Here is a 26,924-nt window from a genome sequence, read left to right on the forward strand (position 1 = left end):
ACACCAAAAAGCGCCACACAATTTACTTGTGCTTGACCTTAAGGGTTTCGTCTGCCCAGTTCAGCTCTGCGAGTGACTCGCAGTTGCGCTTGCCCTGGGGCTTGTGATTCATCGACCTTAGCTTGTTTTCTCTGCAAGTGCAAGAGGCTTGCTAGGCGATAGCTTGTTGCGCCTGAGCGGTTCTACTTGACTGTGTCCCGCGCTCTCGGTGGCAACGAATGAATACATTACGCAGGTTCGGAGGTACCGGCAAATCCGGATGCACGCCCGGGCGTGTCGCGCGGGTTTGTGCGGAAGCAGCCCGAATTGGGATTGCGCGGCCGGTACCGGAAACGACGAAGGTGGTGCACCCGAATGGGTGCACCACCTCGCGACTATCGCAGCTACTTGCCTGCGGCATCCGCTGCCAAAACTGTGCGGCAAATGGTGTTACTTAACGAACGCACCAACCAACGTCTTCTTGCCACGGCGAATCACTACGACTCCCCCGGCCAGCACATCGGCTTCGGTAACGGCGCGGTCTGCTTCGGTGACCGGCAGCTTGTTGACGGCCACACCGCCCTGCTTGATGGCACGTCGTGCAGAGCTCACGCTCGTTTCGGCACCGGTATCAACAAGCACATCGGCGATGGTTGCGCCAAGCGCTACCTCAACGTTGGGCAGTTCAGCCACAGCCTGAGCAAGTACATCGCCTTCGAGCGCGGCGAGGTCTCCCTTGCCAAAGAGCGCTTCACTCGCAGCGATAACGGCAGCCGTGGCTTCCGCACCGTGAACGAGTTCGGTCACATGCTTCGCCAGCGTCTTCTGGGCTTCGCGCTTGAACGGCGCTTCGGCAACCTGCACTTCGAGCGCTTCGATCTCGGCACGGCTCAAGAAGGTGAACACCTTCAGTCGCTCGATGACATCACGGTCATCGGTGTTGAGCCAGAACTGGTAGAACGCGTACGGCGAGGTGAGTTCGGCATTAATCCAGATCGCGTTGCCCTCACTCTTACCGAACTTGGTGCCGTCCGAATTCGTGATGAGCGGGCTGCCCATGGCGTGCACGGTCTTGCCTTCGCTGCGGCGAATCAGCTCGACACCACCAACGAGGTTGCCCCACTGGTCCGAACCACCGGTCTGAAGTTCGACGCCGTAGCGGCGGTTGAGTTCGAGGAAGTCAAATGCCTGCAGCACCTGGTAGCTGAACTCGGTGTACGAGATACCGGCGTCGGAGTTCAAACGTGCGGCAACCGCATCCTTCTTGAGCATGGTTCCCACGCGGAAGAACTTGCCGAGGTCGCGCAAGAAGTCGAGAGCCGAAAGTTCTGCAGTCCAGTCAAGGTTGTTCACCATTTGCGCCGGGTTGTCACCGGCGAAGTCGAGGTAGCCCTCGATCTGGTTGCGCAGTCCCTGTACCCACTCGGCAACGGTCTCGCGCGAATTGAGCGTGCGTTCGGCAGTCGGGCGGGGGTCACCAATCAGGCCGGTCGAACCACCCACGAGGCCGAACGGGTTGTGACCGGCAAGCTGCAGGCGACGCAGCAGCAGCAGCTGCACCAGGTGACCGAGGTGCAGGCTTGGTGCGGTCGGGTCGAAACCGCAGTAGTACGAAATCGGACCTTCCGACATGCGCTTTCGCAGCTCATTGATGTCGGTGGACACGTGAATATAGCCGCGCCACTCGAGTTCATCCAAGATGTGGTCGAACGAGGGGTCATTGCGTTGCCAAGAAAGATCACGTTGAGTCACGCAGGTAACTGTAACAACATGCGAACGACAGTGCGCAGCGGCATGACGGATGCATCCAAAACGTTGCGCATTTACCGCAACGTTCGGTGGCCCAAACACAAGCGGGGCGACACCGAAGTGCCGCCCCGCTCATTGCGAAATCGGATCCGCTACTGCTGTCCGCCAAACTCGTCGAGTTCGTCAAGCAGCGAACGGAATTCCTGCAGCTGCTCACGAACTCGGTCTGGCGCAGTACCGCCGCGACCGTTACGCGTCGAAACCGAACCGTCGACGGTCAGCACATCGCGCACCTCAGGGGTGAGCAGTGGCGAAACACTTGCGAAGTCCTCGTCGGTCAGGCCGTCGAGGTCGACGCCCTTGGACTCGGCAAGGCGAACGGTCGCACCCGAAATTTCGTGTGCATCCCGGAACGGCACGTGACGCTTAACGAGCCATTCGGCAACGTCGGTAGCCAGCGAGAAGCCTTGCGGTGCGAGCTCACGCATGCGTGCACCGTGGAATCGCATGGTCTGCACCATACCGATGAACGCCGGCAGTACGAGCTGCAGCTGTTCGACCGAGTCGAAGAGTGGTTCTTTGTCTTCCTGCAGGTCGCGGTTGTACGCAAGTGGCAGCGCCTTCAGCGTCGCAAGCAGGCCGGTGAGGTTACCGATCAGACGGCCCGACTTGCCACGAGCAAGCTCGGGAATATCCGGGTTCTTCTTCTGCGGCATGATGCTCGAGCCGGTCGAGAATGCGTCGTCGAGGGTGACGAAACCGAATTCCTTCGTGTTCCAGATGATGATCTCTTCGCTCAGGCGCGAAATGTCGATGCCGATCTGTGCCAGTACGAATGCGTACTCGGCAGCCAGGTCGCGGGCGGCCGTACCATCGATCGAGTTCGGCACCGAAGACGAGAACCCGAGTTCGGTCGCAACCTGCGTGGCGTCAAGCCCAAGCGTCGAGCCCGCGAGTGCACCGGAGCCGTACGGTGACGAGTCGAGGCGATGACGCAGATCACGAAGGCGCTGCAGGTCACGGATGAGCGGCCACGCGTGAGCGAGCAGCTGGTGTGCCAGCAGCACCGGCTGTGCGTGCTGCAGGTGGGTGCGACCGGGCATGATCACCGTCATGTTGGTCTCGGCCTGCGATGCGAGTGCACCGGCGAGTTCCGCAACCAGTCCCCCGATGACGTGCGACGTGTCGCGAATGTACATGCGGATGAACGTGGCGATCTGGTCGTTACGGCTACGTCCAGCGCGCAACTTGCCGCCGAGTTCTGGACCAGCGATCTGCATCAGGCCGCGTTCGAGCGCCGAATGCACGTCCTCATCCTGAGCCTCGGGACGGAACTCGTTGGTGACCACGCGACGCTCGAGCTCGTCGAGCGCGTTGATCATGCCGGTGAGTTCGGCGTCGTCGAGGTATCCGGCCGAAGCCAGCGCGCGTGCGTGCGCGCGGGATCCGGCGAGGTCGTACGCAGCAAACTTCCAGTCGAAGTGCGTCGACTTCGACAGGGCTGCCAATTCCGCCGACGGGCCGCCAGCGAAGCGGCCACCCCAGAGGGCACCGTCTTCGCTGGCGCGAGAATTCGAATTCGTCATGAGTTCCTAGAGCTGCGGCTTGTCGCGACGTGCGGCAATCTTCGATGGCAGGCTGTGCAGTTCGATGAAGCCACGAGCTGCGTCCTGGTTGAAGGTGTTGCCGGTGTCGTAGGTAGCGAGCGAGTAGTCGTAGAGCGACTGGTCCGAACGGCGGCCAGTCACCACGGCGCGGCCCTGGTGCAGGGTCATGCGAACCTCACCGGTAACCTTTTCCTGGGTGTGGTCGATGAAGCTGTCGAGGGCGACCTTGAGGCCGCCGAACCACAGACCGTCGTAAACGAGGTTCGACCATTCGACCTCAACTTCGCGCTTGTAGCGGTGGACGTCGCGCTCAAGCACGAGGTCTTCAAGCTGCGTGTGCGCTTCGATAAGGGCGATAGCGGCGGGAGCTTCGTAGATCTCACGCGACTTAATGCCCACGAGGCGGTCCTCAACCATGTCGAGGCGGCCGACGCCGTGCTTGCCAGCAAGGTCGTTGAGCTTCTCAACGATCTGACGCATGCTCATGCGCTCGCCGTCGATGGCAACCGGTACACCAGCTTCAAACGCGATGGTGATCTCAGTCGGGTCGCGCTGAATCGTTGGGTCCTGCGTGTACTCATACAGGTCTTCGATCGGTGCGTTCCACGGGTCTTCAAGGAAGCCGGTCTCAACTGCGCGGCCCCACATGTTCTGGTCAACCGAGTATGGCGACGACTTCGACTGGCGGATCGGCAGCTTGTTGGCTTCGGCGTATTCGATGGCAACGTCGCGGGTGAGCGAGAGGTCGCGGATCGGTGCGATCGACTCGAGCTCTGGTGCGACTGCGGCAACGGCAGCTTCGAAGCGGACCTGGTCGTTACCCATACCGGTGCAACCGTGGGCAATCGAGTTGGCGCCGAGCTCGCGAGCCACGCGTGCCAGGTGGCGGGCGATCAGCGGACGCGAGAGGGCCGAAACCAGTGGGTAGCGGCGCTGGTAGAGCGCGTTGGCCTTCAGCGCAGGGATCAGGTAGTCGTCCGCATACTCGTCACGTGCATCCAGCACAACTGCTTCAACCGCACCGCAGTCGAGTGCGCGCTGGCGGATCTGCTCGAGGTCTTCGCCGGCCTGTCCTACGTCAACGGCAAAAGCGATTACGTCGCGGCCGGTTCGTTCCTTGATCCATGGAATGGCAACGGAGGTGTCGAGCCCTCCCGAGTATGCAAGAACAATGCGTTCAGTCATGGTGCTCCTTTTGCGAGAACTGGCCTTTTCCCCATTCTAGTTGAGGGGTCAGGTGTGAATTACTGAGGTCGTGAATCGGTGATGGTTAGGCCTGTGGCAGCGACTGGCCGCGCGCCTTCGCGAGCAGCCACACCAGCAGGGCCTTCTGTGCGTGCAAACGGTTTTCGGCTTCGTCCCAGATCACCGATTGCGGTCCATCAATGACCTCGGCGTCGACTTCGAATCCGCGGTCTGCGGGCAGACAGTGGATGAAGATGGCGTCCGACTTTGCTTCTGCCATGAGGGATGCGGTGACCCGGTATGGCGAGAACGTCGCGACCCGCGCTTCGCGCTCGGCCTCCATACCCATCGATACCCAGGTGTCGGTGGCAACAACATCGGCACCGGACACGGCAACAGCGGGATCGGTACCGACCGTGATCGAACCACCGGTCTCGGCAGCGATCTTGCGTGCATCCGCCACAACGTCTTCGCGTGGCAGGTAGCCCTCGGGCGAGGCGATCGACACGTGCATGCCCGCGAGCGCGCCGGCGAGCAAGTACGAGTGGCCCATATTGCAGGCGCCGTCGCCGACGAAGGTTAGCTTCTGGCCGCGGGTGTCGCCGCGGTGTTCGCGGATCGTCAGCAGGTCGGCCAGCAGTTGGCACGGGTGGAAGTCATCGCTGAGCGCGTTGACAACTGGCACCGTGGCGCCTGCGGCCATCTCTTCGAGGCCGGACTGCTCGTAGGTTCGCCAAACGATGGCCTGGGTCATACGCTCGAGCACGCGTGCGGTGTCCGATGGGGTTTCTTTGCCGCCGAGCTGGCTGTTTGCCGTCGTGAAGATCAGTGGGCTACCGCCGAGTTCTGAGATACCCACGTGAAAGGAGACGCGCGTACGGGTCGAACTTTTGTCGAAGATGACGGCAACGCTTTGTGGCCCTTCGAGCGGGCGTGCCGCGAAACGGTTCTCCTTGAGCTTGCTAGCAAGCTCAAGGATCTCGAGCTGCTCGGCAGGGGTGACGTCATCATCGCGGAGGAAGTGGCGAATCATGATGGTCCTTTCAAAAGTCAGTCGTTGAGCGAGATTCAGCTGTCAATCGTGTCGGGCGTGACTTCGGTGCCGAATCCGTCCGTCGTAAAAATTTCGAGCAGGGTTGCGTGGGGTTCGCGACCGTCGATAATCGTGGCGCGCATCACACCACCGTCAATCGCTTCGATGCACGCCTGTGCCTTGGGAATCATGCCCGCTGCGAGGTTCGGCAGCATGGCGCGCAGTTCACCCACGGTGATGGTGGATGCGAGTGAGTTGGGGTCGGGCCAGTTTCGGTAGAGCCCCTCAACATCGGTGAGCATGACGAGCTTCTTGGCACCGAGCGCCACTGCAAGCGCTGCGGCGGCACGGTCGGCGTTGATGTTCAGCGCCTTGCGCGGCTGGTTGATATCGCTGGCAATCGTGGAGACCACCGGGATGCGGCCGGCAGCGAGATCGGCGAGCACCACGTTTGGGTTGACCGATTCGATTTCACCGACGTAGCCGAGGTCGATTGGTTCGCCAGCCTGATCGTGCGTCTTGCGGCGAGCTTGGAACAATCCGGCGTCTTCACCCGAAATACCGGTAGCGACCGGCGCAACCTCGTTGATTGCCGCCACGAGCTCACGCGCCACCTGACCGCCGAGCACCATGCGAACGATCTCAATGGCTTCGGCGTTGGTGTATCGGTATCCGGCACGGAACTCCGAGGCAATACCGACACGGTCGAGCATGCGCGAGATGTGCGGTCCACCGCCGTGCACGACGACCGGACGCACGCCCGCGTGCCGCAAGAACGCAATGTCTTCGGCAAATGCGTCGATGAGTTCGGGGTCGACCATGGCGTTGCCACCGAACTTCACGACCACGATTTCACCGTGGTATCGCTGCATCCAGGGCAGCGCTTCGATCAGGGTCTCGACTTTCGCAGTTGGCGCCGCGAGCACACCCGGTGCATCAGTGGACGACGAGACGGTGTCGCTAGTGGGGTCGCTATGACCTGTCATGGAGTCCTCCGGCCTACGACGAGTAGGCGCTGTTTTCGTGTACGTAATCGTGCGTGAGGTCGTTGGTGAGGATTGTTGCCTCGGCATCGCCGGCGTGCAGGTTGATCAGCACTGTGGTTTCGCGCGGGGTGAGGTCGACCTGGTCAACGGGAACATAGGGCGTACCGGCCTTGCAGACCATCGCGCCGTTCATGGAGACGTCAATCTGCTCGGGCACGAACTCGGCGTCGGTGGTGCCAATCGCGGCGAGCACGCGACCCCAGTTCGGGTCGTTACCGAAGATTGCGGCCTTGAAGAGGTTCGAACGGCTCACGGCACGGGATACGTTGACCGCATCCGTTTCGCTGGCAGCGCCCATGGTGGTGATGGTGATGTCGTGGCTGGCGCCTTCTGCGTCCTGCTGCAGCTGCTTGGCCAAGTCGTTGCACAGGCCGCGCAGCAGCTCGGTGAATTCAGCGGTGTCCGGGGTGATTCCGGATGCACCCGATGCGAGCAGTGCGACCGTGTCGTTCGTCGACATGGCACCGTCCGAGTCCACGCGGTCGAAGCTGACGCGGGTGGCTTCGCGAAGTGCGGCGTCGAGGGCGGCCGATTCGAGGTCGGCGTCGGTGGTGATAACGACCAGCATTGTGGCCAGCCCTGGCGCGAGCATGCCGGCACCCTTGGCCATGGCGCCGATGGTGTAACCGCCGGTACCCTCACGAACGCCAACCTTGATGACCGAGTCGGTCGTGCGGATCGCATCCGCTGCCTGCTCGCCCGATTCGGTGTCGGTACCGAGCGCGTCGTAGGCCAGATCAATGCCCTTGAGCACGCCGTCACGGAACGTCTGGTCACCTGCACCAATGAGGCCGGTCGAGCAAACGAGGACGTCGGTGTCGGCGATACCGAGCTTTGCGGCAGCGGCAGCGGCCGTAACTTCTACGGTTTCGTAGCCGAACGCACCGGTGAAGCAGTTGGCGCCACCGGAGTTGATGAGGACCGCGCTGATCGAGCCATCAGCGACAGCCTTGCGCGACCAGGTAACCGGGTGTGCTTCGCATCGGTTCATGGTGAACACGGCGGCAGCGGCGGCCGATGGCCCGTCGTTGACAACGAGTGCCACGTCTCGGTTGCCGCTGGTCTTGATTCCTGCGGTGACGCCTGCGGCGCGGAATCCCTTGGGTGCGGTTACGGTCACGGTGCTACTCCATTCACGGGCAATGCGGTTGGTTCAGAAATGCCGAGGGCAATGTTGGCTGATTGAATTGCAGCGCCGGCGGTGCCCTTGCCGAGGTTATCGATGGCGCTGCAAACAACGATGCGTCCGGCACGGGCGTCAAGACCTACGGCCAGCTGGGTGCGGTTCGAGCCGATCACATCGCCGGTTCGAGGCAGCACGCCTTCGGGCATGAGCTCGATAAACAGTTCGTCGGCATACACGTCGTTGTAGGCGGCGAGCGCGTCGGCAAGCCGCTTTCCGGGGGCTACCCGAGCCGAGCAAGTCGCAAGAATACCGCGTGCTGCGGGCACCAGAACGGGCGTGAATGCGATGGTCACGTCACTGCCGGATGCTCGGCGCAGGTTCTGGCGGATCTCGGGCACGTGTCGGTGGGTGCCGAACGCGGCGTAGGGCGCAATGTTGCCGATGAGTTCGCTACCGAGCAGTGAAACGCTGGCTTTCTTGCCGGCACCAGACGGCCCAACGGCGAGCACCGCGCTGAGGTCATCAGCTTCGATAACGCCGTGGTGGATGAGCGGGGCGAGCGCCAATGTCACCGCGGTCACATTGCAGCCGGGTACGGCGATGCGGCGGCAGCCGGGCAATTGCTCGCGCTGCTTGGTGCCGTCGGCAAGAATCAGCTCTGGCAAGCCGTAGGCCCAGCTACCGGCATATTCGCTGCCGTAGTAGTCGATCCAGTCTTGCTCGCGCTCAAGTCGGTGGTCAGCACCGGCGTCAAGGACAAGCGTTGATTCGGGCAGTTGCGCCGCGATTGCTGCCGAATGTCCGTGTGGCAGCGCTAGGAACACAACATCGTGACCGGCGAGCACCTCGGCCGTGGTTGGCTGCAGTTCCAGGTCGCCGTAGCTTGCCAGGTGGGGATGCACGGATCGCAGTCGTTGCCCGGCCTGCGAGTGTGCGGTCACGGTCCGCACGTCAAACTCGGGGTGGTTCGCGAGCAGGCGGAGGACTTCTCCCCCGCCGTAACCCGACGCACCGGCAACGGCTACTGAGTACTTCATATCCCCATCCTAGTTGTCTTGAACTTACATTCGGTCACGTCCGCGGCCTTCGTACGCCGCTTGACCAAACACCTTGTGCAGTTTCGTTCGCGCTTTCGCCGCTTGTTGCACGTTCGCGCGGGTTGAATTGACGGTGTATCCAATCAGCGCTGCGCCAGTCGAACCACCTGCGCCTCGTGAAAACGAAACAGGGCCCGGACGGTGATGTCCGGGCCCTGGAATCGAAATCAGCGTGACTGATTAGGCGCGGATCTGCGCGCCAAATCGGTCCTTCGCCACAGCTGCGCCGGCTTCCTTTGCTTCGGTCGCTTCGGCAGCGGTAAGCGTGCGGTCGGTCGCACGGAAGCGCAACGCGAACGTCAGCGACTTCTGGTCGTCGTCGAGCCCGGCACCGCGGTAGTCGTCTACCAGGTGGATGTGCTCGAGCAGTTCGCCGGCACCGGCACGTACTGCATCCAGTACTTCCGCGGCCGGGACGTCCTGCGCAACGACCAGCGAGAGGTCCTGCGTGGCTGCGGGAACGCCCGCGATGACGCCTGCGATCACGTGACGGTTTGCGTGCGCAATGAGCGCATCCGCATCCAGCTCAACCGCGGCGACAACGCGTGGCAGGTCGCGATCTGCGGCGACGTCGGGGTGCAGTTCACCGGCAAAACCGATGGCGTGCTCGTTGCCGGCAGCGTCAACGACGAATACTTCACCGCAGCGGCCCGGGTGGAACGCTGGGTGTTCGCCCTGGCGCACCTTGAGGTTCGCAGCCGTAGCCAGCGCAATGCGGTCAACGAGTTCGAGTGCGTCCTGCCAGCCGTAGGCGGCAGCCGCCATGCCCGGCTGCTTGTCGGTGCGGTTACCCACCATGACCGCGGCGACCCAGTAGGGCTGCGGCGGCAGGGATGCGTTCAGTTCGGCAAGCACGGTGTCACTCGGGCGCGCGGCCACCGGTGGCAGCTCGTCGACGCCGTAGCGGCGACCGGTTTCTGGTCGGAATACGCGGCCAATTTCGAACACGGCCACATCGGTCATGCCACGAGATACGTTTCGGTGCGCGGCTTCGGTCAGCCCCGGCAGCAGGCTGCGGCGCAGCCAGCCCTGGGTGGCGTCGAGTGCGTTCGCGAGCTTGATCGATTCGACGGCTTCGCCAGCGACTGCACCAAAGCACTTGTTCGCGGCTTCGGTGACGAACGGGTAGGTGATGACCTCGGTGTTGCCCGTCGCCGCGAGAACGTCACTCAGCTTGCGGCGAAGCTCTTGCGCGCGGGTGAATCCGCGGCCACTCGATGCCTGCGGCACGATCGACGGGATGCGGTCGAATCCAGCGAGGCGACCGATCTCTTCAACCAGGTCAACGTCGTCGGTCAGGTCGTGACGCCAGCTCGGGGGCACAACTGCGAACGCGCCGTCCTGCTCACCCACGGTGCAGCCGGTTGCGGTGAGGGCCTCAACCAGTTCTTCACGGGCGTAGTCGATACCCATGAGTCGTGCCGGCAGCGCCGGGTCAAGCGCGATCGCTGCACGTGCGGCAGGCTCGCCAACAACGACACCCGCTGGGGCAATGGTGCCGCCAGCAAGTTCAACCATGAGTTCCGCTACGCGAGCAGCGGCCTTGGTTGCCACGGCCGGGTCAACGCTGCGGGCGAAGCGGCGCGATGCTTCCGAGGGCAGCTTGTGACGGCGTGCCGTACGCGCAATCGAGATCGGCGCAAAGTTGGCCGACTCGATGAACACGTTGGTGGTGTCCGCCGAAAGCTCAGTCTCGGCGCCGCCCATGACGCCGGCGATGCCGATCGGGCCGCGGTCGTCAGTGATGAGGATGTCTTCGTCCGAGAGCTTGCGCGTCTGGTCGTCGAGCGTCTTGAGCGTCTCCCCCGCGGTGGCACGACGGACGGTGATGCCGCCGCGCAGCGCATCCAGGTCGTAGCCGTGGATCGGCTGACCGAGTTCGAGCATGACGTAGTTCGTAATGTCGATCAGCAGACCGAGCGAACGAATGCCGGCGAGACGCAAACGCGATTTCATCCATCCGGGAGTCGCACGGTTACCGTCGACTCCGGTCACCACGAATCCGGCGAACACTTCGCTCAGTGGCTCGTCGCGAACGGCGAGTTCGTCGGCAATAGTTACCGGCACGCGCACCTCGTCGGGTGTGGATGCGGTGGCCGCGCGAATGATCTCGTCGAGCTCCGGGCGCATGGCTGGGTCGGCGAACGCCGCACCGGTGGCGTGGCCGTATTCGCGAGCGAGCCCGCGCATCGACATGGCGTAGCCGCGGTCAGGAGTGACGTTGACTTCAACCGCAATGTCGTCGAGTCCGAGCAGCGGCAGCGCTGGCGTGCCAACTTCGGCGTCGATACCCAAGTTGCCCAGCACGATGATGCCGTCGTGGTCATCGCTGATGCCGAGTTCGCGGCTCGATGCCATCATGCCTTCGGACACGTGGCCGTAGGTCTTGCGTGGCGAGATCGCGAAGTTGCCCGGTAGTACGGCACCCGGCAGCGTAACCACTACCTTGTCGCCCACCTCGAAGTTGTGTGCGCCACAGACAATGCCGTGGATAGCGTCACCGCCATCGGCCGCGGTCTCGCCATCGGGTGCAACGCGAACCTGGCACCAGTTAATGGTCTTGCCGTTCTTCTGTGGTTCTGGAATGCGCTCGAGCACTTCACCAACCACGACGGGTCCGGTGATGTCGCCGCCGTGAATGTCTTCGTCTTCGAACCCGACGCGAACGAACGCGTCGAGGACGTCTTGCGGGGATGCATCCGAGTCGACTTCGACGTACTCGCGAAGCCATGAAAGAGGTACGCGCATTGCTAGATCACCATTCCGAACTGTTCGCTAAACCGAATATCGCCCTCAACCATGTCGCGCATGTCAGTGAGCTCGTTGCGGAACATGAGCGTGCGCTCCACACCCATGCCAAAGGCAAAGCCACGGTATTCCTCAGGATCGATACCGGCCGCCTTCAACACGTTCGGGTGCACCATGCCGCAGCCGCCCCATTCGATCCAGCGCGGGCCGCCCTTAGCGAGCGGGTGCCAAACGTCCATTTCGGCACTCGGCTCGGTGAACGGGAAGTAGTTGTTACGCAGACGAATCTTGGCGTCTTCGCCAAAGAGCGTGCGGGCAAGGTGTTCGAGCGTGCCGCGCAGGTGCGCCATGCTCAGGTTCTTGTCGACGGCGAGGCCCTCAAACTGCATGAAGGCCGGCGAGTGCGTAGCGTCGAGCTCGTCGGTGCGATACGTGCGGCCCGGCGAAAGAATGTAGAGGGGCGCGCCGCGTTCGAGCATCGAGCGCATCTGTACCGGCGACGTGTGCGTGCGCAACAGCATGTGACGTTCGACCGGCTCGACGAAGAACGTGTCCTGCAGAGCACGGGCCGGGTGGTCGGCGTCAAAGTTGAGCGAGTCGAAGTTGAACCACTCGTTCTCGAGTTCGGGGCCGTCGGCGATCTCCCAACCCATACCCACGAAGATGTCGCTGACGCGGTCGCGGAGCATGTTCAGCGGGTGGCGGGCGCCGTTGCGCTCGCGCGAAGCGTAGGCCGTGACGTCAACACGTTCGGCAGCAATTCGCGCTGCGGCTTCGGCAGCCGCAAGCTCTGCCTCGCGCGCACTGTACGCCTGGTTGACGGCGCCGCGGGCCTGACCAATGAGCTGCCCAGCAGCCTTCTTCTGGTCCTTTGGCACGTGGCGCATGGCCGCGTTCAATTGGGCGAGTGCGGACTGTTCACCGAGGAATTCCGATCGAACCTGCTTCAGCGCAGCAGCATCGCTGGCTTGCGCAATGGCGGTCAGGGCAGCCGATTGCGCAGCGGTGACGGCTTCCGGAGTGATTGGATGCTCGGATGCGTTGGTTTCAGACACGGTCACACAGTCTAGTGGGGATGCGTGTCCGGTCGCGACCGAGATCAGGGACGGTGCTCCGGAGCGCGTCCAGTCATGCCATCCGCTTGCCCAATCGATAGCAGCGAGGTGTCGGTACCGATCTCTCCCGGAGGCGGTGGCGTCACCGCGGCGCCGGTCTTGTCTCGCTTGCGACGGGCGCCGACGGCCTGCGTACCCGTGCGACGTGCGAGCCGTCGAGCCAACATGCTGACAACCAGGTTCACGATGAGGTAGATCGCCAGGGTCACGATGAACAGCGAGAACGAGTACTTACCCGAACCGTAGAAGTCCTTCATCGTGGTCGAAACACGTAGGAGCTCCGGGTAGGCCACGATGTAGGCCAACGAGGTGTCCTTGAGCAGCACCACCATCTGCGCCAGGATGATCGGCAGCATCTGGGTGAAGGCTTGGGGCAACTGGATCAGGAACTGCGTCTGCAGGTTCGTAAACCCGAGCGACTGGGCGGCTTCGGTCTGACCGCGCGGGAGCGAGACAATACCGGCGCGTAGTACTTCACCGATGATCGCGCCGTTGTAGATGGCCAGACCGCCGACCACGGCCGCATACGCGCCCACCTTCATCCCGAGCAGGATGAACAGCATCACCAGCAGAATCGGCATACCGCGGAAGAATTCCAGGATGATCGTGGTCGGGATGCGGATCCACGCGGGTCGCGCGACGCGGCCGAGCGCGAACAGCACGCCGATCACGAGTGCGAGCACTGCCGCGAGCGCTGCGGCACGCAGCGTACCCATCACGAGACCTCGCCAGAGCAAACCTTCCCAGACTTCTGGTTCGGCAAAGATGTCCCAGCGAGACGGATCCCACAGCCCGGTGAGCGTGGCGCCACCGGCGGTTTGTCGGGGTTGTCCGAGTGACCAGGCCAGCCAGCCGATCAGCGTCACCACGATGATCGTGCTGATGACGGAGATGACCGTCGAGCGGCGACGGGCCTTTGGTCCCGGCGCATCGTAGAGAACTGAAGCGCTCATCGCAGCACCGCCACCTTTCGTTCAACGTACCCGGCGATGAGACCGAGTGGGATGGTGATGATCAGGTAGAAGAAGGCGATACCGAGCAGCAGCGGAATGATCTGGTTTCCGTACTCGTTGGCCAGGATCTTCGAGGTTGCCACCAACTCGGTGACGACGAATCCCGAGGCGACCGCGGTGTTCTTTGCGAGGGCGATGTAGACGTTGATGAGTGGTGGTACAACCATTCGCGCGGCCTGCGGGAAAATGATCGTCGTCACGGTTTGGGAGAAGTTCAGACCGAGCGAACGCGCCGCCTCGGCCTGTCCGATGGGGACGCCATTGATTCCGGAGCGAAGCGCTTCGGCGACGAATGGCGAGGTGTAGATCGCCAGCGCGATGAAGGCGCCCTGCAGGGAGTCCATGCCGAGGCTCAGCGCTGGCAGCACGACGACCATGAAAAAGAAGACGAGCGTGAGCGGGGTGTTCCGCACAACCTCGGTGTACACCGTCGCCATCGTCCGCAGTGCGGGAATTGGCGAGATCCGCAGGAACGCCACAAACGTTCCAATGATCGACGCCCCGATTCCGCCCACTACGAGGAGCAAGATCGTGGTGCCGAATCCCTGCAGGACCGCATCCAGATTGTCGAATATCGCTTGCATTTCATTCCATCAGGTCGTCGTTGACAGTGGCGATGGTGCTGCTGCCGCGGCCGGTATGGGTGCCGGTACCGGCATCGTGTTCGATACCGATCGCTGGGGCATGGCAACCGACCGCGGCAAGACAGCGGGTTCAGTTGCTACTTAGTAGCGCTCAATTGCCGGTGGCTTAGGCATTTCGAGGACGTCCCCGACGCTTTCCTTCCACGCGGTTTCCCAACGGCCGTCCTCGAACGAGGTCTCGAGCGTGGTGTTGATGAACTCCTGGAACTCTTCGTCACCCTTCTTCAAACCGATGCCGTAGGGCTCTTCGGTGAAGGTGCCATCAACAACTTCAAACTCTTCGCCGTTCTGCGAAACGAGTCCGGCAAGGATGACGTTGTCGGTGGTGAGTGCGTCGGCCTGGCCGGTGCGGATGGGTTCGAGGCAGTCCGAGTACTTGTCGACGGTGATCACGTTCTTGGTGTGTTCACGGACGTTTTTCTCTGAGGTCGAACCGGTCACCGTGCAGACTTTGGCGTCGCCCAACGAGGCGGGATCCGAGGTAATCCCCTTCGGGTTACCGGCTGGCACCAGGAACGACTGCCCGGCTACGTAGTAGGGACCGGCGAAGTCGATGACTTCCTTGCGAGTGTCGTTGATCGTGTAGGTGGCGACAACGATGTCGACCTGACCGTCCTGGATGAACGGCTCACGGTTTTGCGAGACCGTTTCGCGCCATTCGATCTTGTCTTCGGGCACACCGAGTTCGTGGGCGATCATTTTTGCGATTTCGATGTCGAAGCCGACCGGGGTGCCGTCTGGTCCGGCGAGACCGAACAGCGGCTGGTCAAACTTCACACCGACTACGAGCTTGCCTTCGCTCTGGATGCGCGCCATGGTCGAGCCTTCGGCGAACGACTGCTTCGGCGGTTCTTCACTGGTGGCGTCACTGCTGCAGGCCGTGATGGCAAGCATTGCTGAGGCGGCCATTGCGATCGTCGAGAGGGTGCGTTTGAGGTTCATACGAACTCCTTTGTTCGATGGTGAATTGTGCCGGCATCGTTTGATGCCCGCTCGGGAATACAACGTGGGTTGAAATACGGCACCGACTATTACGTGCCGCATTTTCCGTTCCACACTGAACGGAATTCATTTGTAGTTGGAATGGGAAATCGCTTGCTAGTGGGTCAGGATCTTTGAGAGGAACTGTTTGGCTCGGTCAGTCTTGGGATTAGTGAAAAATTCTTCTGGCGTGGATTCTTCGACGATTGCACCGTCGGCCATGAAGATAATGCGGTCTGCAGCACGTCGCGCAAAACCCATTTCGTGCGTGACCACGACCATCGTCATGCCGTTCTTCGCCAATTGCACCATGACGTCGAGGACCTCGTTGATCATCTCTGGGTCAAGCGCCGACGTTGGTTCATCCAGCAGGATGAGCTTCGGGTCCATGGCTAGCGAACGTGCGATGGCAACGCGCTGCTGTTGACCGCCCGAGAGCTGCGAGGGCATCTTCTTCGCGTGCGCCTCGACGCCAACCTGTTTCAGCAGATCCATCGCTCGTTTGGTTGCGGCTTCGCGCGAGATCTTGCGGACCTTGATCTGTGCCAGCACGACGTTCTCAAGTACGGTCTTGTGCGAGAACAAATTGAAAGATTGGAATACCATGCCGACTTCGCTACGAAGTCGGGCGAGGTCGGCGCCTTCTTCTGGCAGGAGTTCGCCGTCAATTCGGATTTCGCCTGAATCAATCGTTTCGAGTCGGTTAATGGTTCGGCAAAATGTGGATTTACCCGAACCCGATGGACCGATAACCACAACAACTTCGCCCGGAAGAATTTCTGCGTTGATATCGATCAGTACGTGGTTCTCTCCGAACCACTTATTGACGCCCGTAAGCGACACCAAAGGTTTATTCATACTGCCCCCATTGCCAGTAGTCTTGCCAACAATATAGGAACCCGATGGCAAAACCGCAACTTGAGCGCCGCATCCGCAACAGAGCACACTGCGTGATCCCGTGGCCGCTTCCCTGCCAGCCACACGACCGCCAGGGGCGAAGTTTGGTGGGCTTAGCTCCGCTGACTAAAGGCGCTCTCGTACAGGCAGACACTCGCCGCCGTCGCGAGATTCATTGATTCGGCCTGTCCGTAAATCGGCACGACGAGACTGTCATCGCACTGCGCCACAAACTCTGGTTCGAGCCCGCGGGCTTCGTTACCAAAGACCCACGCGGTTGGTTTGGCCAGGTCGCCGCGGGTACGTGCTTCGAGCAGGTCGTTACCGTTGACATCTGCCGCGACCACACGCATCCCCGCAATACGAGCACGCGATGTGGCGTCGCCGAAGTCGGCATCAACAGCGATCGGGATGTGGAAGAGTGAACCGGTGGTCGCGCGCACGACCTTCGGGTTGTAGAGGTCGACGGTGCGACCCGTCAGCACCACGGCATCAGCACCGGCCGAATCGGCAACGCGGATGATGGTGCCCAGGTTGCCGGGGTCACGAACCTCTTCGAGAATGGCAATAAGCTTCGGCTGGCCATCAAACAGGCGTTTGAGCGCAGCGGGAAACTGTCGGGCGACAGCGACCACACCCTGTGGCGTGCGCGTGTCACTCATGGCGTCGACGACGGCCTCGGTTGCAAATACTGGTTCGATACCGGCCGCATCCGCATATTCGGCAATGTCTTGGTGCCGTTCAAACGCGGTCGGGGTGACGTAGAGCTCTTCGATGAGGTCGGGGCGCGTCATCAACCCTTCGCGCACTGCCTGTGGGCCTTCCAACACGAACATGCCGCGCTCGGTTCGCTCCGATTTCTGTGCGAGCTTGCGCACATCGCGGACGCGCTGGTTGCGGACAGATTCGATCATGGGATGCCTCCTGCAAAGTTGTTGCGGTACCGATCGTAGCCAGTGGGCACGATCGAGATGGTTTCCGAGCTACCGATGACTGCCGGAAACGACGATGGGCGGCCAAGACTTGCTTGGCCGCCCATCACGGGTGAAGGTGCTGAACTTACGCAGCGTTCTTCGGTGCCGAGGTGTTCTCGGGCAGTGCGTTCTTCGCCTGCTCAACGAGTGCTGCGAATGCAGCAGGCTCGTTAACTGCGAGCTCAGCAAGCATGCGACGGTCGACCTCGATGCCAGCCAGGTTGAGGCCCTGGATGAAACGGTTGTAGGTCAGGCCGTTTGCGCGCGATGCTGCGTTGATGCGCTGGATCCACAGGCGACGGAAGTCACCCTTGCGGTCCTTACGGTGGTCGTAGTTGTAGACAAACGAGTGGATGACCTGCTCTTTTGCCTTGCGGTACAGACGCGAGCGCTGTCCGCGGTAACCGGATGCGTGCTCGAGAATAGTGCGACGCTTCTTCTGGGCGTTAACCGCCCGCTTCACACGTGCCATTGCAGTGTTCTCCTAAAATTGTTCGTTGCTCGCCGCGATTGCGACCGAGCGATCGGGCTTACTTACCCAGCAGCTTCTTGACGACCTTGGCGTCCTGCGGTGCGAGGACCTGGTCCTTGTTGAGGCGAGCCTTGCGACGGGCTGACTTGACCTCAAGGTTGTGGCGCATACCGGCCTGCTGCTTGCGCACCTTGCCGGTACCGGTGAGCTTGAAGCGCTTTTTGCTACCCGAGTGGGTCTTCTGCTTCGGCATTAGTTCTCCTTGGTTGGTTATTCCGCGGCCGTGGCTGAATCAGCCTTAGCTTCGGCTGCGGCGTTCTTGGCGGCGCGTGCGGCCTGCTTCTGCTCGCTGCGACGTGCGTTTTGTTCCGCCTTTGCCTCGGACTTGTTCTTGACCGGGGCAACGATCATCACCATGTTGCGACCATCGAGCTTCGGACGGTTTTCACCGGTTCCGTACTCGGCGACATCTTCAGCAAACTTCTGCAGCAACTTCAGACCCAGCTCTGGACGCGACTGCTCGCGTCCGCGGAACTGAATCATGGCCTTCACCTTGTCGCCAGCTTCAAGGAACCCGATGGCTCGCTTGAGTTTGGTCTCGTAGTCATGGTCGTCGATCTTCAGACGGAAGCGGACTTCCTTAAGCACAGTGTTGGCCTGGTTGCGGCGTGCTTCCTTGGCTTTCTGTGCTGCTTCGTACTTGAACTTGCCGTAGTCCATGATCTTTGCCACGGGCGGCTTGCTGTTCGGCGATACTTCGACGAGATCGAGGTCTGCTTCCTGCGCAAGACGCAGCGCAATCTCGAGCTTGACGACACCGACCTGCTCGCCTCCGGGTCCGACGAGTCGGACTTCGTGAGCACGAATTCGGTCGTTGGTGCGTGGTTCGCTGATGGATGACTCCTTTGCTCGCGTGTGATTCTGTTCACGGTGGTGAAACTTCAGATCGTCTCACCGGCAGATACCGCAGCATCACGCGAGTGGCCATCTTGCTGCGTAACTCAGCAAGCTACGCCGACCCAATGCATCCAAATCTGACGCACTCACCGAAGTGAATGGCCGACCAACGTGCACGGAGCCGAATGGCAAACCCGGTAACCTAAACGGTATGCGCGGGTGGGACGAGTCCTCTTGTCTCAGAGTCTGCATGGCAGACACCAGCGACCAGACTACCAGAGTTTCGGCTCGAAAGGAATGCCTTGAACGAGCAAGTTCCCTCCCCTGATCACCTCAACGATGCAGCAGCTGACGCTGCCCTGCAGGATGCATTCGCACAGCAGGAGCGCGATATCGCCGAAGTGCCGGCGGTCGAGATGATCACCACCGTCGCCGTACACCTAATGAGCGCCGCTGCGGTGCAGCTGGGCCTCGGTGACGAACCGGAACCGACGAAGGACCTCGATGAGGCACGCAAGCTCATCAGTGCGCTGGCCGGTCTCATCACCGCATCGCTCCCCTACCTGGGTGACCACCACGCACGTCCGCTGCGCGACGGCCTGCGTTCGTTGCAGCTCGCCTTCCGCGAGGCTTCGACCATGCCAGATCCGATCGGCAAGGGTCCCGGCGAGGACCTCACTGGTCCGGTATTTGCCTAGACCATAAACCGTCAAGAGGTAAACGACTGCGCCGCACCAGGATCACCTGGTGCGGCGCAGTCGTTTGCGTTACGGATGCGGTGCCCGCGCGTGCGAGCCACCGCTTCGCTAGTTCATGGTCACCTTGGCGTCTGCCGCCTCGAACTGGCGACGTTCAGCACGGATGCGCAGCTGGCCGTGGATCTCGAGCAACCCGATACCCACGGCACCGATGATGGCCACGGCGATCAGCACCGGCTGGCTCGGCCACTCGAAGCCGAAGAACCACACGGTCACGGGGATGAACAGGGTCGCGACGAAAATGCTGATGCAACCGATCAACACGATCGCGAGCAACGGACCAAATGGGCGGCACAGTAGGCCCAATACCCACAGGCTGAGTATGGCGAGCACCAGTGCGTTCGCGGTCTGCTGCTGTGCCACCGACAGGTCGTGCATCCGCCCGACAATGACGCTCGCGATCAGGCCGAGTGTGATGACGATGCCTGCCGGAATGGAGAACTGTGTAGCGCGTTCAAAGAACCCAGGGATGTATCGGCGCGTGTTTGGAATGAGCGCGAGCACGAAGGCCGGCCAACCGATGGCCATGCCGTCCAGCAACGCCATCTGGCGCGGCTCAAACGGGTACGACCACAGCAGCGCGCCGAAGATGATGGCAACGAGAATCGCCCAAGCGGTCTTCGACAGGTAAAGCTTCGCCAGTCGCTCGATGTTGGCGATGGCCTGGCGACCCTCGTTGACGACGTTTGGCATGGCTTCAAACTGGTTGTCGAGCAGTGTCATCCGGGCAACCGCACGGGACGCACCCGAGCCGTGACCCATCGCGATACCGAGGTCCGCATCCTTGAGTGCCAGCACATCGTTGACGCCGTCACCGGTCATGGCCACGACGTGACCGCAAGACTGCAGCGCGTGCACCATGGCACGCTTCTGGTCGGGCGTGACACGACCAAAGACGCGGTTGTTCGCGACCACCTCGGCAAGTTCTGCCTGCTCGCTCGGCAGCGTGCGTGCATCCACGCCCTGCTCGTCGTCGCCGATGAGCCCAACCTGGCGAGCCACGGCGGTCACGGTACGGGCATCGTCACCCGAGATCACACGCAGCGATACGCCTTCTTCAGTGAAGTAGCGGACCGTATCAGCAGCGTCCTCGCGTACCCGCTCTCGCAGCACAATTAGCGCGATGCCACGGCGGTCGCTAGCAAGCGTGTTGGCCGCAACTTCATCTTCGGTGAGGAGCTGGTTGCTGTGGCACAGCGCGAGCACACGCTGGCCCAGGTTCGCACGTCGTTCAACTTCGTCCAGGAGCGCAGCATCGTGCGCGGCGTCAAGAATGACGTCTGGCCCACCGAGAACCCAGGTTCCGTGCGCACGGTTGTCGTCAATTACCAGCGCCGACCACTTGCGGCTCGAGTGGAACGGCACGACCATGCTCGTGGGTACGACGAGATCGGCAGGATACGCTTCGGCCATGGATGCGGCGGTTTCGTTCGCGTCATCAGCCGCAGCCATCGTGGCCAGTGCGTGCTGCCACCCGTCAGGCATGTCATCGGTGGTGTGCGTGTCGCGGTAGGTAACGCCACCTTCGGTGAGCGTGCCGGTCTTGTCGAAGCAGAGCACGTCGACGCGTGCGAGGCCCTCGACCGCGTGAAGTTCTTGAATGAGCACCTTGCGCTTACCGAGCTTCAACGCACCGGCAGCAAACGCCACCGAGGTCATCAGCATCAGGCCAAGTGGCACCATGGCGATCGCGGCCGCAACAGCGCCCACAGCAGCATCGCGCCACGCACCGTTCTGCAGCGCGCGTTCCCAACCGCCGAACGCATTGATCTGGCCATTGACCACAATCAGCATTACCGGCAGCAGCAGGAGCGCAATGATGCGCAGGATGCGGTTAATCGCTTCGCGAATCTCAGAGTTGACGAGCGAGAATCGTTTGGCTTCTTCGGTGAGGCGAGCGGCGAACGATGCCGAACCCACGCGCGTAACGCGCGCTTGACCGGATCCACCCGACACGATGGCGCCCGACAGTAGTGCGTCACCGGGGCGCTTATCCACGGCGTCTTCTTCGCCGGTCAGCAGCGATTCGTCGAGCTGGAGTCCGCTGGAGCTAACGACCACGGCGTCGGCTGGCACCTGGTCGCCCGATTTGATCACGATCAGGTCGTCGACCACCAGGTCTTCGCGCGCGAGATCGGCGGTTTCGCCATCACGAATCGCGCGAGCGTGTGGTGCGTGCAGCACCCGCAGGTTGTCGAGCTGGCGCTTGGCGGAGTACTCCTGCCAAATACCGATGATCGAGTTGCCGATCGCCGAGAATCCGAACAGCGCATCCTGCCACCGACCGAGAAACGCGAGCAGCGCAAAACAGGCGACGACAATGCCGTTAAAGAGCGTGAAAACGTGCGTGCGCAGAATCGCCCACATTGAACGGCTCGTGGCGGTGGAGATGGCGTTGTCGCCGTGCGCTGCCCGTGAATCGGAAACCTGTGCCGCGGTCAAGCCGCGAGTCGGCCAGTCCGTATCGAGTCCTTCGAACAAGGATTTCGCGGGTGTCGCCACTGGTTGCGGCGACTTGGTTGTCTGGGGATCCGCCGGATGCTCCACAACTTGTGGCACGGAGTTCGGGCGCGATTCGGGGTTAGTACGGGTCACCTGAAAAGGCTAACGGCGCCGGAGCCAACCAAACAATCCTGCTTTGGACGGAGCCGATTCGGTGGTGGGTTCCTTCGCAGGTAGTGAATCAGCATCGATCACAGCAAGGTGCAACGCCATCGAGTCCACGGCTTCGACAACGTGTGAATCGGATGCGAGCCGCTGCTGTACCGAGGCAAGCAACTGTTCCCGCTGTGGTTCGGCAAGGTCACTGCTAACGCCAAGCTCGACGATGAGTTCGGGGCCCAAGAATTTCCCGGGAAGGTCGCCGGGATGCAGATCAACCGACACGAGTTCGGGGTGGTCGGCGAGCAACTGGGCACATGCTGCACGCACGGCATCGTGCTGCCACGAAACCGTGTACTCAGTGTCTTGCGCGATCGCCCAAACGGCCGGGCGACGAATCGCGAGTTCGGTCTCGCTGCCGGGGTCGAGAATCATCAGCTGCGTGTCTTCGGAGACGGCGGCCAGGGCCGCCTTGCGTGCCGCGATCGGCACGGGCCTAGCGGTGGCATCCCAGTGCTGCATCGCGTCGACGCTGGTAAACACCGGCAGCGTCGCTCGACCATCGGGAGATTTCACGGAGACAATCGACAAATCCGCCGACTTATCGACCGTGACACCGGCGTCGTTGACCCCGGCCTCCCCCAGGTGCGCCACCAGCGGGATGAGCAAGCGCGAAGTGCGAAGTGCGTCAATGACGTCAATAAGGCTGGCGTCTCCCGCGCGGAACCCGGTCAGGGCCGCGAGCAGTGGCTCGGGCGCAGATCCGTCGTCATCCGACCACGGGTTGTCGCTGAACGTACGCCCCTCCCACGGCTGCCCGGCCGAGTCGGTCAGGTGATTGTGTAGGTGCTCCGGGATTGCAACCATGATGCGCGCTGTCTGCTAGCGACCGGCGACGTCGAGTGCCTGGCGCAGGGTGAACGCGCCGGAGTACAGTGCCTTGCCCATAATGGCGCCTTCGAGTCCGAGCGGTACCAGTTCGCGCAGCGCCGCGATGTCGTCGAGCGTGGCGATACCACCGGATGCGACGACCGGACGGTCGGTGCGCTCCATGACCTGCTTGAGCAGTTCGATGTTCGGCCCCTTCAGCGTGCCGTCCTTGGTGACGTCGGTGACGACGTAGCGCACACAATTGGCTTCTTCGAGTCGTGCAAGCACTTCCCAAAGGTCGCCGCCTTCACGCGTCCATCCGCGTGCGGCCAGCGTGGTGCCGCGCACATCGAGACCTACCGCAATGAGTTCGCCGTACTGGGCGATGACCTTTGCTGCCCACTCCGGGTTCTCGAGGGCGGCGGTACCGAGGTTGATGCGCTTCACACCCATGTCAACCGCGCGTTCGAGCGACTCATCGTCGCGGATACCGCCGGAGAGCTCAACCTGTACGCGGTCACGCAGCGAACGGATGACCTTGCGGATGATGGCACGGTTTTCGCCGCGACCGAAGGCCGCATCGAGGTCGACCAGGTGAATCCACTCAGCACCCTGGGCTTCCCAATCGGCGGCAGCACCTACCGGGTCGCCATAGTTGGTGGCCGAGTCGGCTTCGCCCTGAACCAGTCGAACCGCCTTGCCATCGGCAATGTCGATCGCCGGAAAGAGCGTCAGGTTCGAAGATTCGTTGAATTCACTCACGGTAATTCCTCAAGTCGTAGTCTCGCGCCAGTCGTCGGCGGCTCAGGTATATGTGCGTCAGGAACAGTCTTACAGCGTAGCGACCCAATTGCGCAGGAGCGCAATTCCGGCCTCACCTGACTTCTCTGGGTGGAACTGGGTGGCGGTCAGCGGACCGTTTTCAGCTGCGGCGACAAACCGCTCGCCGTAGGTCGCGTAGGTGCACCGTACGGGATCGGAGCCGGGCAGAATGACCGGCAGCTCCACATCCTCAACGGCATAGGAGTGCACGAAGTAGAACCGTTCGTTTTCGATACCGGCGAACAGGCGCGTGCCTGCCGGCGGTTCAACCGTGTTCCACCCCATGTGCGGCAGTCGCGGCGCATTGAGTCGGCGCACAACGCCCGGCCACTGCTCGAGACCTTCGGTACCGGCTGCATCCGACTGTGGTTCTTCGGACCACCAAAACTCATCGGCGTTCTTGGCGTGGATGCGGTGGGTTTCAGCATCGGCGGCGGCAACAGCGGGCGCGTGGATCTGCACCTCGACATCATCCGAGGTAGGCGCCTGGGTGTCGGTTGCAGCGCAGTCAACGATTGCATCCGCATCCGTACCCTCAAGACCGCGTTCAAACATGACCTGCATGCCGACACAAATGCCCATGACGGGGCGGCCACCGGCGAGGCGACGATCAATAATCTGTGGCCCCTGCGCTGCACGGAGTCCCGCCATTACTGCAGCAAAGCTACCGACGCCAGGGACGAGCAAACCGTCGGCGGCCACGCAGGTTTCAGGGTCGGCGCTGAGCGTCACTCGGGCACCAGCTGCTTGCAGTGCCTTTACCGCAGAGTGCACGTTGCCGAAACCGTAGTCAAAGACGACTACGTGTTTGCGGGCATCCGCCTCGGTCACGTTTGCCATTGCCGCTTCGGTGGCTGCGGTGTTGCCCGGTACGGGTTCGGTCACGGTTACAGGGCTCCCTTGGTGGATGGCACGCCCTGCACCAGGGCATCCGGTGCCTTTGCGGCGCGGAATGCGCGAGCGAAGGCCTTGAACTCGGCTTCGGCGATGTGGTGTGGGTCGCGACCTTCGAGCACCCGCAGGTGCACGGTCAGGCCGGCGTGGAAGGCAATGGCTTCGAACACGTGGCGGACCATCGATCCGGTGAAGTGCCCACCGATACGGTGCATGGTGAATGCTTCGGATTCGCCGCTGTGCACGAGGAATGGGCGCCCCGAAATGTCGACGACGCACTGCGCGAGTGCCTCATCAAGTGGCACGAGCGCGTCACCGTAGCGGGCAATTCCCGACTTGTCGCCGAGCGCCTCGCGGATCGCCTGACCGAGCACGATGGCAGTGTCTTCGATGGTGTGGTGCTCATCAATGTGTACGTCGCCCTTCGCACGGATCGTCAGGTCGCTCAGCGAGTGCTTCGCGAATGCGGTGAGCATGTGATCGTAGAACGGAACACCGGTTTCGATGTCGGCGGTGCCACGACCGTCGAGGTTGATGGTGAGTTCAATCGAGGATTCGCTCGTGGTGCGGCTGGCACTTGCCTGGCGTGCGTTGGTCATCGTTACTCCTGGGCTCGGGGTTCGTCGGTGCAATCGGATGCGGACGGTGCCGCGAGAAAACGAGGTGCGATTTCGCGCAATACCTCGAGGAACTGCGTGGTCTCCGCTTCGGTACCTGCGGATACGCGCAGGCATCCGGGGATTCCGTTGTTGCGGATGAGAATGCCACGCTCGTAGAACGCTTCGAACATGGCCTGGGGGTCGTTCACTCCCCCGAACATGACGAAGTTGGCATCCGAGCGATAGGCGGTGAAGCCACAGGCAGCGATTTCGGCAACCAATCGGTCACGCTGGATGCGGATGCGGTCGACCTGCGCCAGCATCGTGTCGGCGTGTTGGAGTGCAGCCACGGCAGCTGCCTGCGTAATGGCCGAAAGGTGGTACGGCAGTCGAACGAGACGAACCGCATCCGCCACAGCAGCATCGGCAGCAAAGTACCCGAGACGGGTGCCAGCAAACGCAAATGCTTTGGACATCGTGCGTGAGATCACCAGGCGAGGACGACCTTCGAGCAATTCGAGCGCCGAAGGCACACCGTCGTGACGGAACTCAGCGTATGCCTCGTCGACGATGACGATGCCATTGGTGGCTTCGTATACGGCCTCGACAACATCCAGGCTGAGTGGCGTTCCGGTCGGGTTGTTCGGCGAGCAAAGAATAACGACATCGGGCTGCTCGGCACGCACTTGCGCGGCTGCCGTCTGCGGGCTGAGCTCATAGTCAGCATCTCGCGAGCCTGCGTTCCAACGACTACCGACGCCGCTGGTCAGCAGCGGATACATCGAGTAGGTCGGGGCAAAGCCCATTACCGAGCGACCCGGTCCGGCAAATGCCTGCAAGAGTTGCTGCAGCACCTCGTTCGAACCATTGGCTGCCCAAATCTGGTCGGCCTGCACTCCGTGACCGAGGTAGGCCGCCAGATGGTTGCGCAGCTCGGTGAATTCACGATCCGGGTAGCGATTCAGCCGCGGAATCTCCTGCGCGATCTGCTGGACGATTGCCATGGCAACCGATTCCGGCACCGGATGCGGGTTCTCGTTCACGTTGATCGAAACCGGTAGCGGTTCCTGTGGCGCACCATAGGGTTTCATGCCACGCAAATCATCACGAATTGGAAGGTCTTCGAACGAGGTCATTCCTCCATGGTAGATGCCCTAGATTCCGCCGCGAAACCCGACGCGTAGCCACGAGAGATGATGCAATCACCTACGACGATTTAGTAGTTCGGCAGCGCAATCTCTTGACCTGCCGAAAGCGAAGCAGAGTCGAGCACGTTGAGTCGCTGAATCTCTGCCACCACGTCTCGGATATCGCGACCGTCGGCGATCTCTTCGGCAATGTCCCAGAGCGATTCCCCGGCAAGCACGGTGTGCGTCTTGAACGATTCTGCGCCGGTTGCGTGCGCAGCGTTGTCAGCTGCGGCACCTTCGACCTGCGTGAGCGCGAATCCGCCCACGACGGCGAATGGCGCGAGCAAGAGCGATGCGAGAACGCGACGACCGCGCACCGTCAAACGCAGCTTGCCAGCGTTGCGACGTGCCGCTGCGAGGGTTGCAGCAGCGCTTGTAGTAGCGGTGACCTCGGTGTTGGTGATCGTTGCGGCGCTCATCTTCTTACCCTTTCGTCGAAAACATCAGTGGATGTTCGAACTCTTGATTCGAACGTACATTCGAATGACCGAAAAAGCAAACAAAACTTCCGAACAAAACAGCGACATGCTCGAACAGATGTTTGAATCAGCGCGACAGAGTCGGTAGTGTCGTTTGCGACAGTTCAAAGTCGACCACGGGCCTACGACACGGTTTGCATCGCTGCGT

At 61.8% G+C, this 26,924-nt stretch carries 26 protein-coding genes; 2 read left to right on the top strand and 24 right to left on the bottom strand.

Features of this window, described 5'->3' with window-relative positions; all coding sequences use genetic code 11:
* Positions 1-429 precede the first annotated feature (429 nt).
* From tyrS to ZBI01S_RS06610, 11 genes are all read right to left on the bottom strand, one after another.
* Positions 430-1,731 carry a tyrosine--tRNA ligase gene (gene tyrS, locus ZBI01S_RS06560; protein WP_066058125.1) on the bottom strand — a complete coding sequence of 434 codons (1,302 nt, stop codon included), beginning with the start codon at positions 1,729-1,731 and terminating at the stop codon, positions 430-432.
* Positions 1,732-1,880: 149 nt separating this feature from the next.
* A complete protein-coding gene (gene argH / locus ZBI01S_RS06565; RefSeq protein ID WP_066058128.1) occupies positions 1,881-3,314 on the bottom strand; it encodes an argininosuccinate lyase in 1,434 nt (477 codons plus the stop codon).
* A gap of 6 nt (positions 3,315-3,320) precedes the next feature.
* Entirely contained in the window at positions 3,321-4,520 is a 1,200-nt protein-coding gene (locus ZBI01S_RS06570) for an argininosuccinate synthase (RefSeq protein WP_066058131.1), read from the bottom strand.
* A gap of 85 nt (positions 4,521-4,605) precedes the next feature.
* Positions 4,606-5,553 (bottom strand): ornithine carbamoyltransferase, encoded by a 948-nt coding sequence (gene argF, locus ZBI01S_RS06575; RefSeq protein ID WP_066058135.1) that lies wholly within the window; start codon positions 5,551-5,553, stop codon positions 4,606-4,608.
* 35 nt (positions 5,554-5,588) lie between these two features.
* Complete coding sequence (argB, locus tag ZBI01S_RS06580; protein WP_066058138.1) at positions 5,589-6,539, bottom strand: acetylglutamate kinase; 951 nt, start codon at positions 6,537-6,539, stop codon at positions 5,589-5,591.
* A gap of 13 nt (positions 6,540-6,552) precedes the next feature.
* On the bottom strand, positions 6,553-7,719 hold the full coding sequence (argJ, locus tag ZBI01S_RS06585) for a bifunctional glutamate N-acetyltransferase/amino-acid acetyltransferase ArgJ (RefSeq protein WP_066058141.1): 1,167 nt from the start codon (positions 7,717-7,719) through the stop codon (positions 6,553-6,555).
* Entirely contained in the window at positions 7,716-8,762 is a 1,047-nt protein-coding gene (gene argC, locus ZBI01S_RS06590; protein ID WP_066058143.1) for an N-acetyl-gamma-glutamyl-phosphate reductase, read from the bottom strand. The genes argJ and argC overlap by 4 nt, the downstream gene beginning before the upstream one ends.
* Before the next feature lie 240 nt (positions 8,763-9,002).
* Complete coding sequence (gene pheT, locus ZBI01S_RS06595; protein ID WP_066058145.1) at positions 9,003-11,570, bottom strand: phenylalanine--tRNA ligase subunit beta; 2,568 nt, start codon at positions 11,568-11,570, stop codon at positions 9,003-9,005.
* Positions 11,571-11,572: 2 nt separating this feature from the next.
* Entirely contained in the window at positions 11,573-12,631 is a 1,059-nt protein-coding gene (pheS, locus tag ZBI01S_RS06600; protein WP_066058147.1) for a phenylalanine--tRNA ligase subunit alpha, read from the bottom strand.
* Positions 12,632-12,669: 38 nt separating this feature from the next.
* On the bottom strand, positions 12,670-13,638 hold the full coding sequence (locus ZBI01S_RS06605; RefSeq protein WP_066058150.1) for an amino acid ABC transporter permease: 969 nt from the start codon (positions 13,636-13,638) through the stop codon (positions 12,670-12,672).
* Entirely contained in the window at positions 13,635-14,282 is a 648-nt protein-coding gene (locus ZBI01S_RS06610) for an amino acid ABC transporter permease (protein ID WP_066058154.1), read from the bottom strand. Before ZBI01S_RS06610 ends, ZBI01S_RS06605 begins: the two co-directional genes overlap by 4 nt.
* On the opposite strand from ZBI01S_RS06610, the gene ZBI01S_RS09855 reads away from it, so the two are divergent.
* Positions 14,263-14,427, top strand: coding sequence for a hypothetical protein (locus ZBI01S_RS09855; RefSeq protein WP_159421437.1), 165 nt, complete (start codon positions 14,263-14,265; stop codon positions 14,425-14,427). The genes ZBI01S_RS06610 and ZBI01S_RS09855 overlap by 20 nt on opposite strands.
* Here ZBI01S_RS09855 and ZBI01S_RS06615 read toward each other — a convergent pair.
* The 6 genes from ZBI01S_RS06615 to infC all read right to left on the bottom strand — a co-directional run bounded on the left by ZBI01S_RS06615 (position 14,424) and on the right by infC (position 18,611).
* Complete coding sequence (locus tag ZBI01S_RS06615) at positions 14,424-15,284, bottom strand: glutamate ABC transporter substrate-binding protein (RefSeq protein ID WP_066058157.1); 861 nt, start codon at positions 15,282-15,284, stop codon at positions 14,424-14,426. The genes ZBI01S_RS09855 and ZBI01S_RS06615 overlap by 4 nt on opposite strands.
* A gap of 156 nt (positions 15,285-15,440) precedes the next feature.
* A complete protein-coding gene (locus ZBI01S_RS06620; RefSeq protein ID WP_066058160.1) occupies positions 15,441-16,181 on the bottom strand; it encodes an amino acid ABC transporter ATP-binding protein in 741 nt (246 codons plus the stop codon).
* A 152-nt stretch (positions 16,182-16,333) separates the two neighbouring features.
* The gene (locus tag ZBI01S_RS06625) at positions 16,334-17,134 is read right to left on the bottom strand and encodes a TrmH family RNA methyltransferase (protein WP_066058163.1); all 801 of its coding nucleotides are present in this window, start codon (positions 17,132-17,134) and stop codon (positions 16,334-16,336) included.
* 145 nt (positions 17,135-17,279) lie between these two features.
* Complete coding sequence (rplT, locus tag ZBI01S_RS06630) at positions 17,280-17,666, bottom strand: 50S ribosomal protein L20 (protein ID WP_066058166.1); 387 nt, start codon at positions 17,664-17,666, stop codon at positions 17,280-17,282.
* Positions 17,667-17,724: 58 nt separating this feature from the next.
* Positions 17,725-17,919, bottom strand: coding sequence for a 50S ribosomal protein L35 (gene rpmI, locus ZBI01S_RS06635; protein ID WP_066058168.1), 195 nt, complete (start codon positions 17,917-17,919; stop codon positions 17,725-17,727).
* Positions 17,920-17,936: 17 nt separating this feature from the next.
* Positions 17,937-18,611 (bottom strand): translation initiation factor IF-3, encoded by a 675-nt coding sequence (gene infC / locus ZBI01S_RS06640; RefSeq protein WP_083524590.1) that lies wholly within the window; start codon positions 18,609-18,611, stop codon positions 17,937-17,939.
* Between the two features lie 311 nt (positions 18,612-18,922).
* Between infC and ZBI01S_RS06645 the strand changes: the two genes are divergently transcribed.
* Complete coding sequence (locus tag ZBI01S_RS06645) at positions 18,923-19,261, top strand: DUF1844 domain-containing protein (RefSeq protein WP_245610568.1); 339 nt, start codon at positions 18,923-18,925, stop codon at positions 19,259-19,261.
* A gap of 108 nt (positions 19,262-19,369) precedes the next feature.
* Here ZBI01S_RS06645 and ZBI01S_RS06650 read toward each other — a convergent pair whose 3' ends face one another.
* The 7 genes from ZBI01S_RS06650 to ZBI01S_RS06680 all read right to left on the bottom strand — a co-directional run bounded on the left by ZBI01S_RS06650 (position 19,370) and on the right by ZBI01S_RS06680 (position 26,716).
* A complete protein-coding gene (locus tag ZBI01S_RS06650; RefSeq protein ID WP_245610563.1) occupies positions 19,370-21,916 on the bottom strand; it encodes an HAD-IC family P-type ATPase in 2,547 nt (848 codons plus the stop codon).
* A 9-nt stretch (positions 21,917-21,925) separates the two neighbouring features.
* A complete protein-coding gene (locus ZBI01S_RS06655; protein WP_066058180.1) occupies positions 21,926-22,789 on the bottom strand; it encodes an SseB family protein in 864 nt (287 codons plus the stop codon).
* A gap of 15 nt (positions 22,790-22,804) precedes the next feature.
* The gene (gene priA, locus ZBI01S_RS06660) at positions 22,805-23,554 is read right to left on the bottom strand and encodes a bifunctional 1-(5-phosphoribosyl)-5-((5-phosphoribosylamino)methylideneamino)imidazole-4-carboxamide isomerase/phosphoribosylanthranilate isomerase PriA (RefSeq protein WP_066058183.1); all 750 of its coding nucleotides are present in this window, start codon (positions 23,552-23,554) and stop codon (positions 22,805-22,807) included.
* A 69-nt stretch (positions 23,555-23,623) separates the two neighbouring features.
* Positions 23,624-24,499 (bottom strand): imidazole glycerol phosphate synthase subunit HisH, encoded by an 876-nt coding sequence (locus tag ZBI01S_RS06665; RefSeq protein ID WP_370664373.1) that lies wholly within the window; start codon positions 24,497-24,499, stop codon positions 23,624-23,626.
* A 2-nt stretch (positions 24,500-24,501) separates the two neighbouring features.
* Positions 24,502-25,107: an imidazoleglycerol-phosphate dehydratase HisB gene (gene hisB / locus ZBI01S_RS06670; RefSeq protein WP_066058186.1), complete on the bottom strand. Its 606-nt coding sequence runs from the start codon at positions 25,105-25,107 to the stop codon at positions 24,502-24,504.
* 2 nt (positions 25,108-25,109) lie between these two features.
* On the bottom strand, positions 25,110-26,243 hold the full coding sequence (locus ZBI01S_RS06675; RefSeq protein ID WP_066058189.1) for a histidinol-phosphate transaminase: 1,134 nt from the start codon (positions 26,241-26,243) through the stop codon (positions 25,110-25,112).
* Positions 26,244-26,323: 80 nt separating this feature from the next.
* The gene (locus ZBI01S_RS06680; protein ID WP_066058192.1) at positions 26,324-26,716 is read right to left on the bottom strand and encodes a LysM peptidoglycan-binding domain-containing protein; all 393 of its coding nucleotides are present in this window, start codon (positions 26,714-26,716) and stop codon (positions 26,324-26,326) included.
* Positions 26,717-26,924: the final 208 nt, after the last annotated feature.

Origin of the sequence: [Zimmermannella] bifida NBRC 103089 (genome assembly GCF_001570925.1) — a bacterium.
Classification (GTDB): Bacteria; Actinomycetota; Actinomycetes; order Actinomycetales; family Microbacteriaceae; genus Gulosibacter; species Gulosibacter bifidus.

Excerpts from the sequence above, each read along its gene's own strand:
- argB (WP_066058138.1), bottom strand. The coding sequence starts at position 6,539 with ATGACAGGTCATAGCGACCCCACTAGCGACACCGTCTCGTCGTCCACT.
- ZBI01S_RS06610 (WP_066058154.1), bottom strand. The coding sequence starts at position 14,282 with ATGCAAGCGATATTCGACAATCTGGATGCGGTCCTGCAGGGATTCGGC.
- hisB (WP_066058186.1), bottom strand. The coding sequence starts at position 25,107 with ATGACCAACGCACGCCAGGCAAGTGCCAGCCGCACCACGAGCGAATCC.
- ZBI01S_RS06615 (WP_066058157.1), bottom strand. The coding sequence starts at position 15,284 with ATGAACCTCAAACGCACCCTCTCGACGATCGCAATGGCCGCCTCAGCA.
- rpmI (WP_066058168.1), bottom strand. The coding sequence starts at position 17,919 with ATGCCGAAGCAGAAGACCCACTCGGGTAGCAAAAAGCGCTTCAAGCTC.
- ZBI01S_RS06655 (WP_066058180.1), bottom strand. The coding sequence starts at position 22,789 with ATGGTTGCAATCCCGGAGCACCTACACAATCACCTGACCGACTCGGCC.
- ZBI01S_RS06675 (WP_066058189.1), bottom strand. The coding sequence starts at position 26,243 with ATGACCTCGTTCGAAGACCTTCCAATTCGTGATGATTTGCGTGGCATG.
- rplT (WP_066058166.1), bottom strand. The coding sequence starts at position 17,666 with ATGGCACGTGTGAAGCGGGCGGTTAACGCCCAGAAGAAGCGTCGCACT.
- ZBI01S_RS06680 (WP_066058192.1), bottom strand. The coding sequence starts at position 26,716 with ATGAGCGCCGCAACGATCACCAACACCGAGGTCACCGCTACTACAAGC.
- ZBI01S_RS06620 (WP_066058160.1), bottom strand. The coding sequence starts at position 16,181 with ATGAATAAACCTTTGGTGTCGCTTACGGGCGTCAATAAGTGGTTCGGA.
- ZBI01S_RS06625 (WP_066058163.1), bottom strand. The coding sequence starts at position 17,134 with ATGATCGAATCTGTCCGCAACCAGCGCGTCCGCGATGTGCGCAAGCTC.
- ZBI01S_RS06605 (WP_066058150.1), bottom strand. The coding sequence starts at position 13,638 with ATGAGCGCTTCAGTTCTCTACGATGCGCCGGGACCAAAGGCCCGTCGC.
- argF (WP_066058135.1), bottom strand. The coding sequence starts at position 5,553 with ATGATTCGCCACTTCCTCCGCGATGATGACGTCACCCCTGCCGAGCAG.
- ZBI01S_RS06570 (WP_066058131.1), bottom strand. The coding sequence starts at position 4,520 with ATGACTGAACGCATTGTTCTTGCATACTCGGGAGGGCTCGACACCTCC.
- argH (WP_066058128.1), bottom strand. The coding sequence starts at position 3,314 with ATGACGAATTCGAATTCTCGCGCCAGCGAAGACGGTGCCCTCTGGGGT.
- pheT (WP_066058145.1), bottom strand. The coding sequence starts at position 11,570 with ATGCGCGTACCTCTTTCATGGCTTCGCGAGTACGTCGAAGTCGACTCG.
- argC (WP_066058143.1), bottom strand. The coding sequence starts at position 8,762 with ATGAAGTACTCAGTAGCCGTTGCCGGTGCGTCGGGTTACGGCGGGGGA.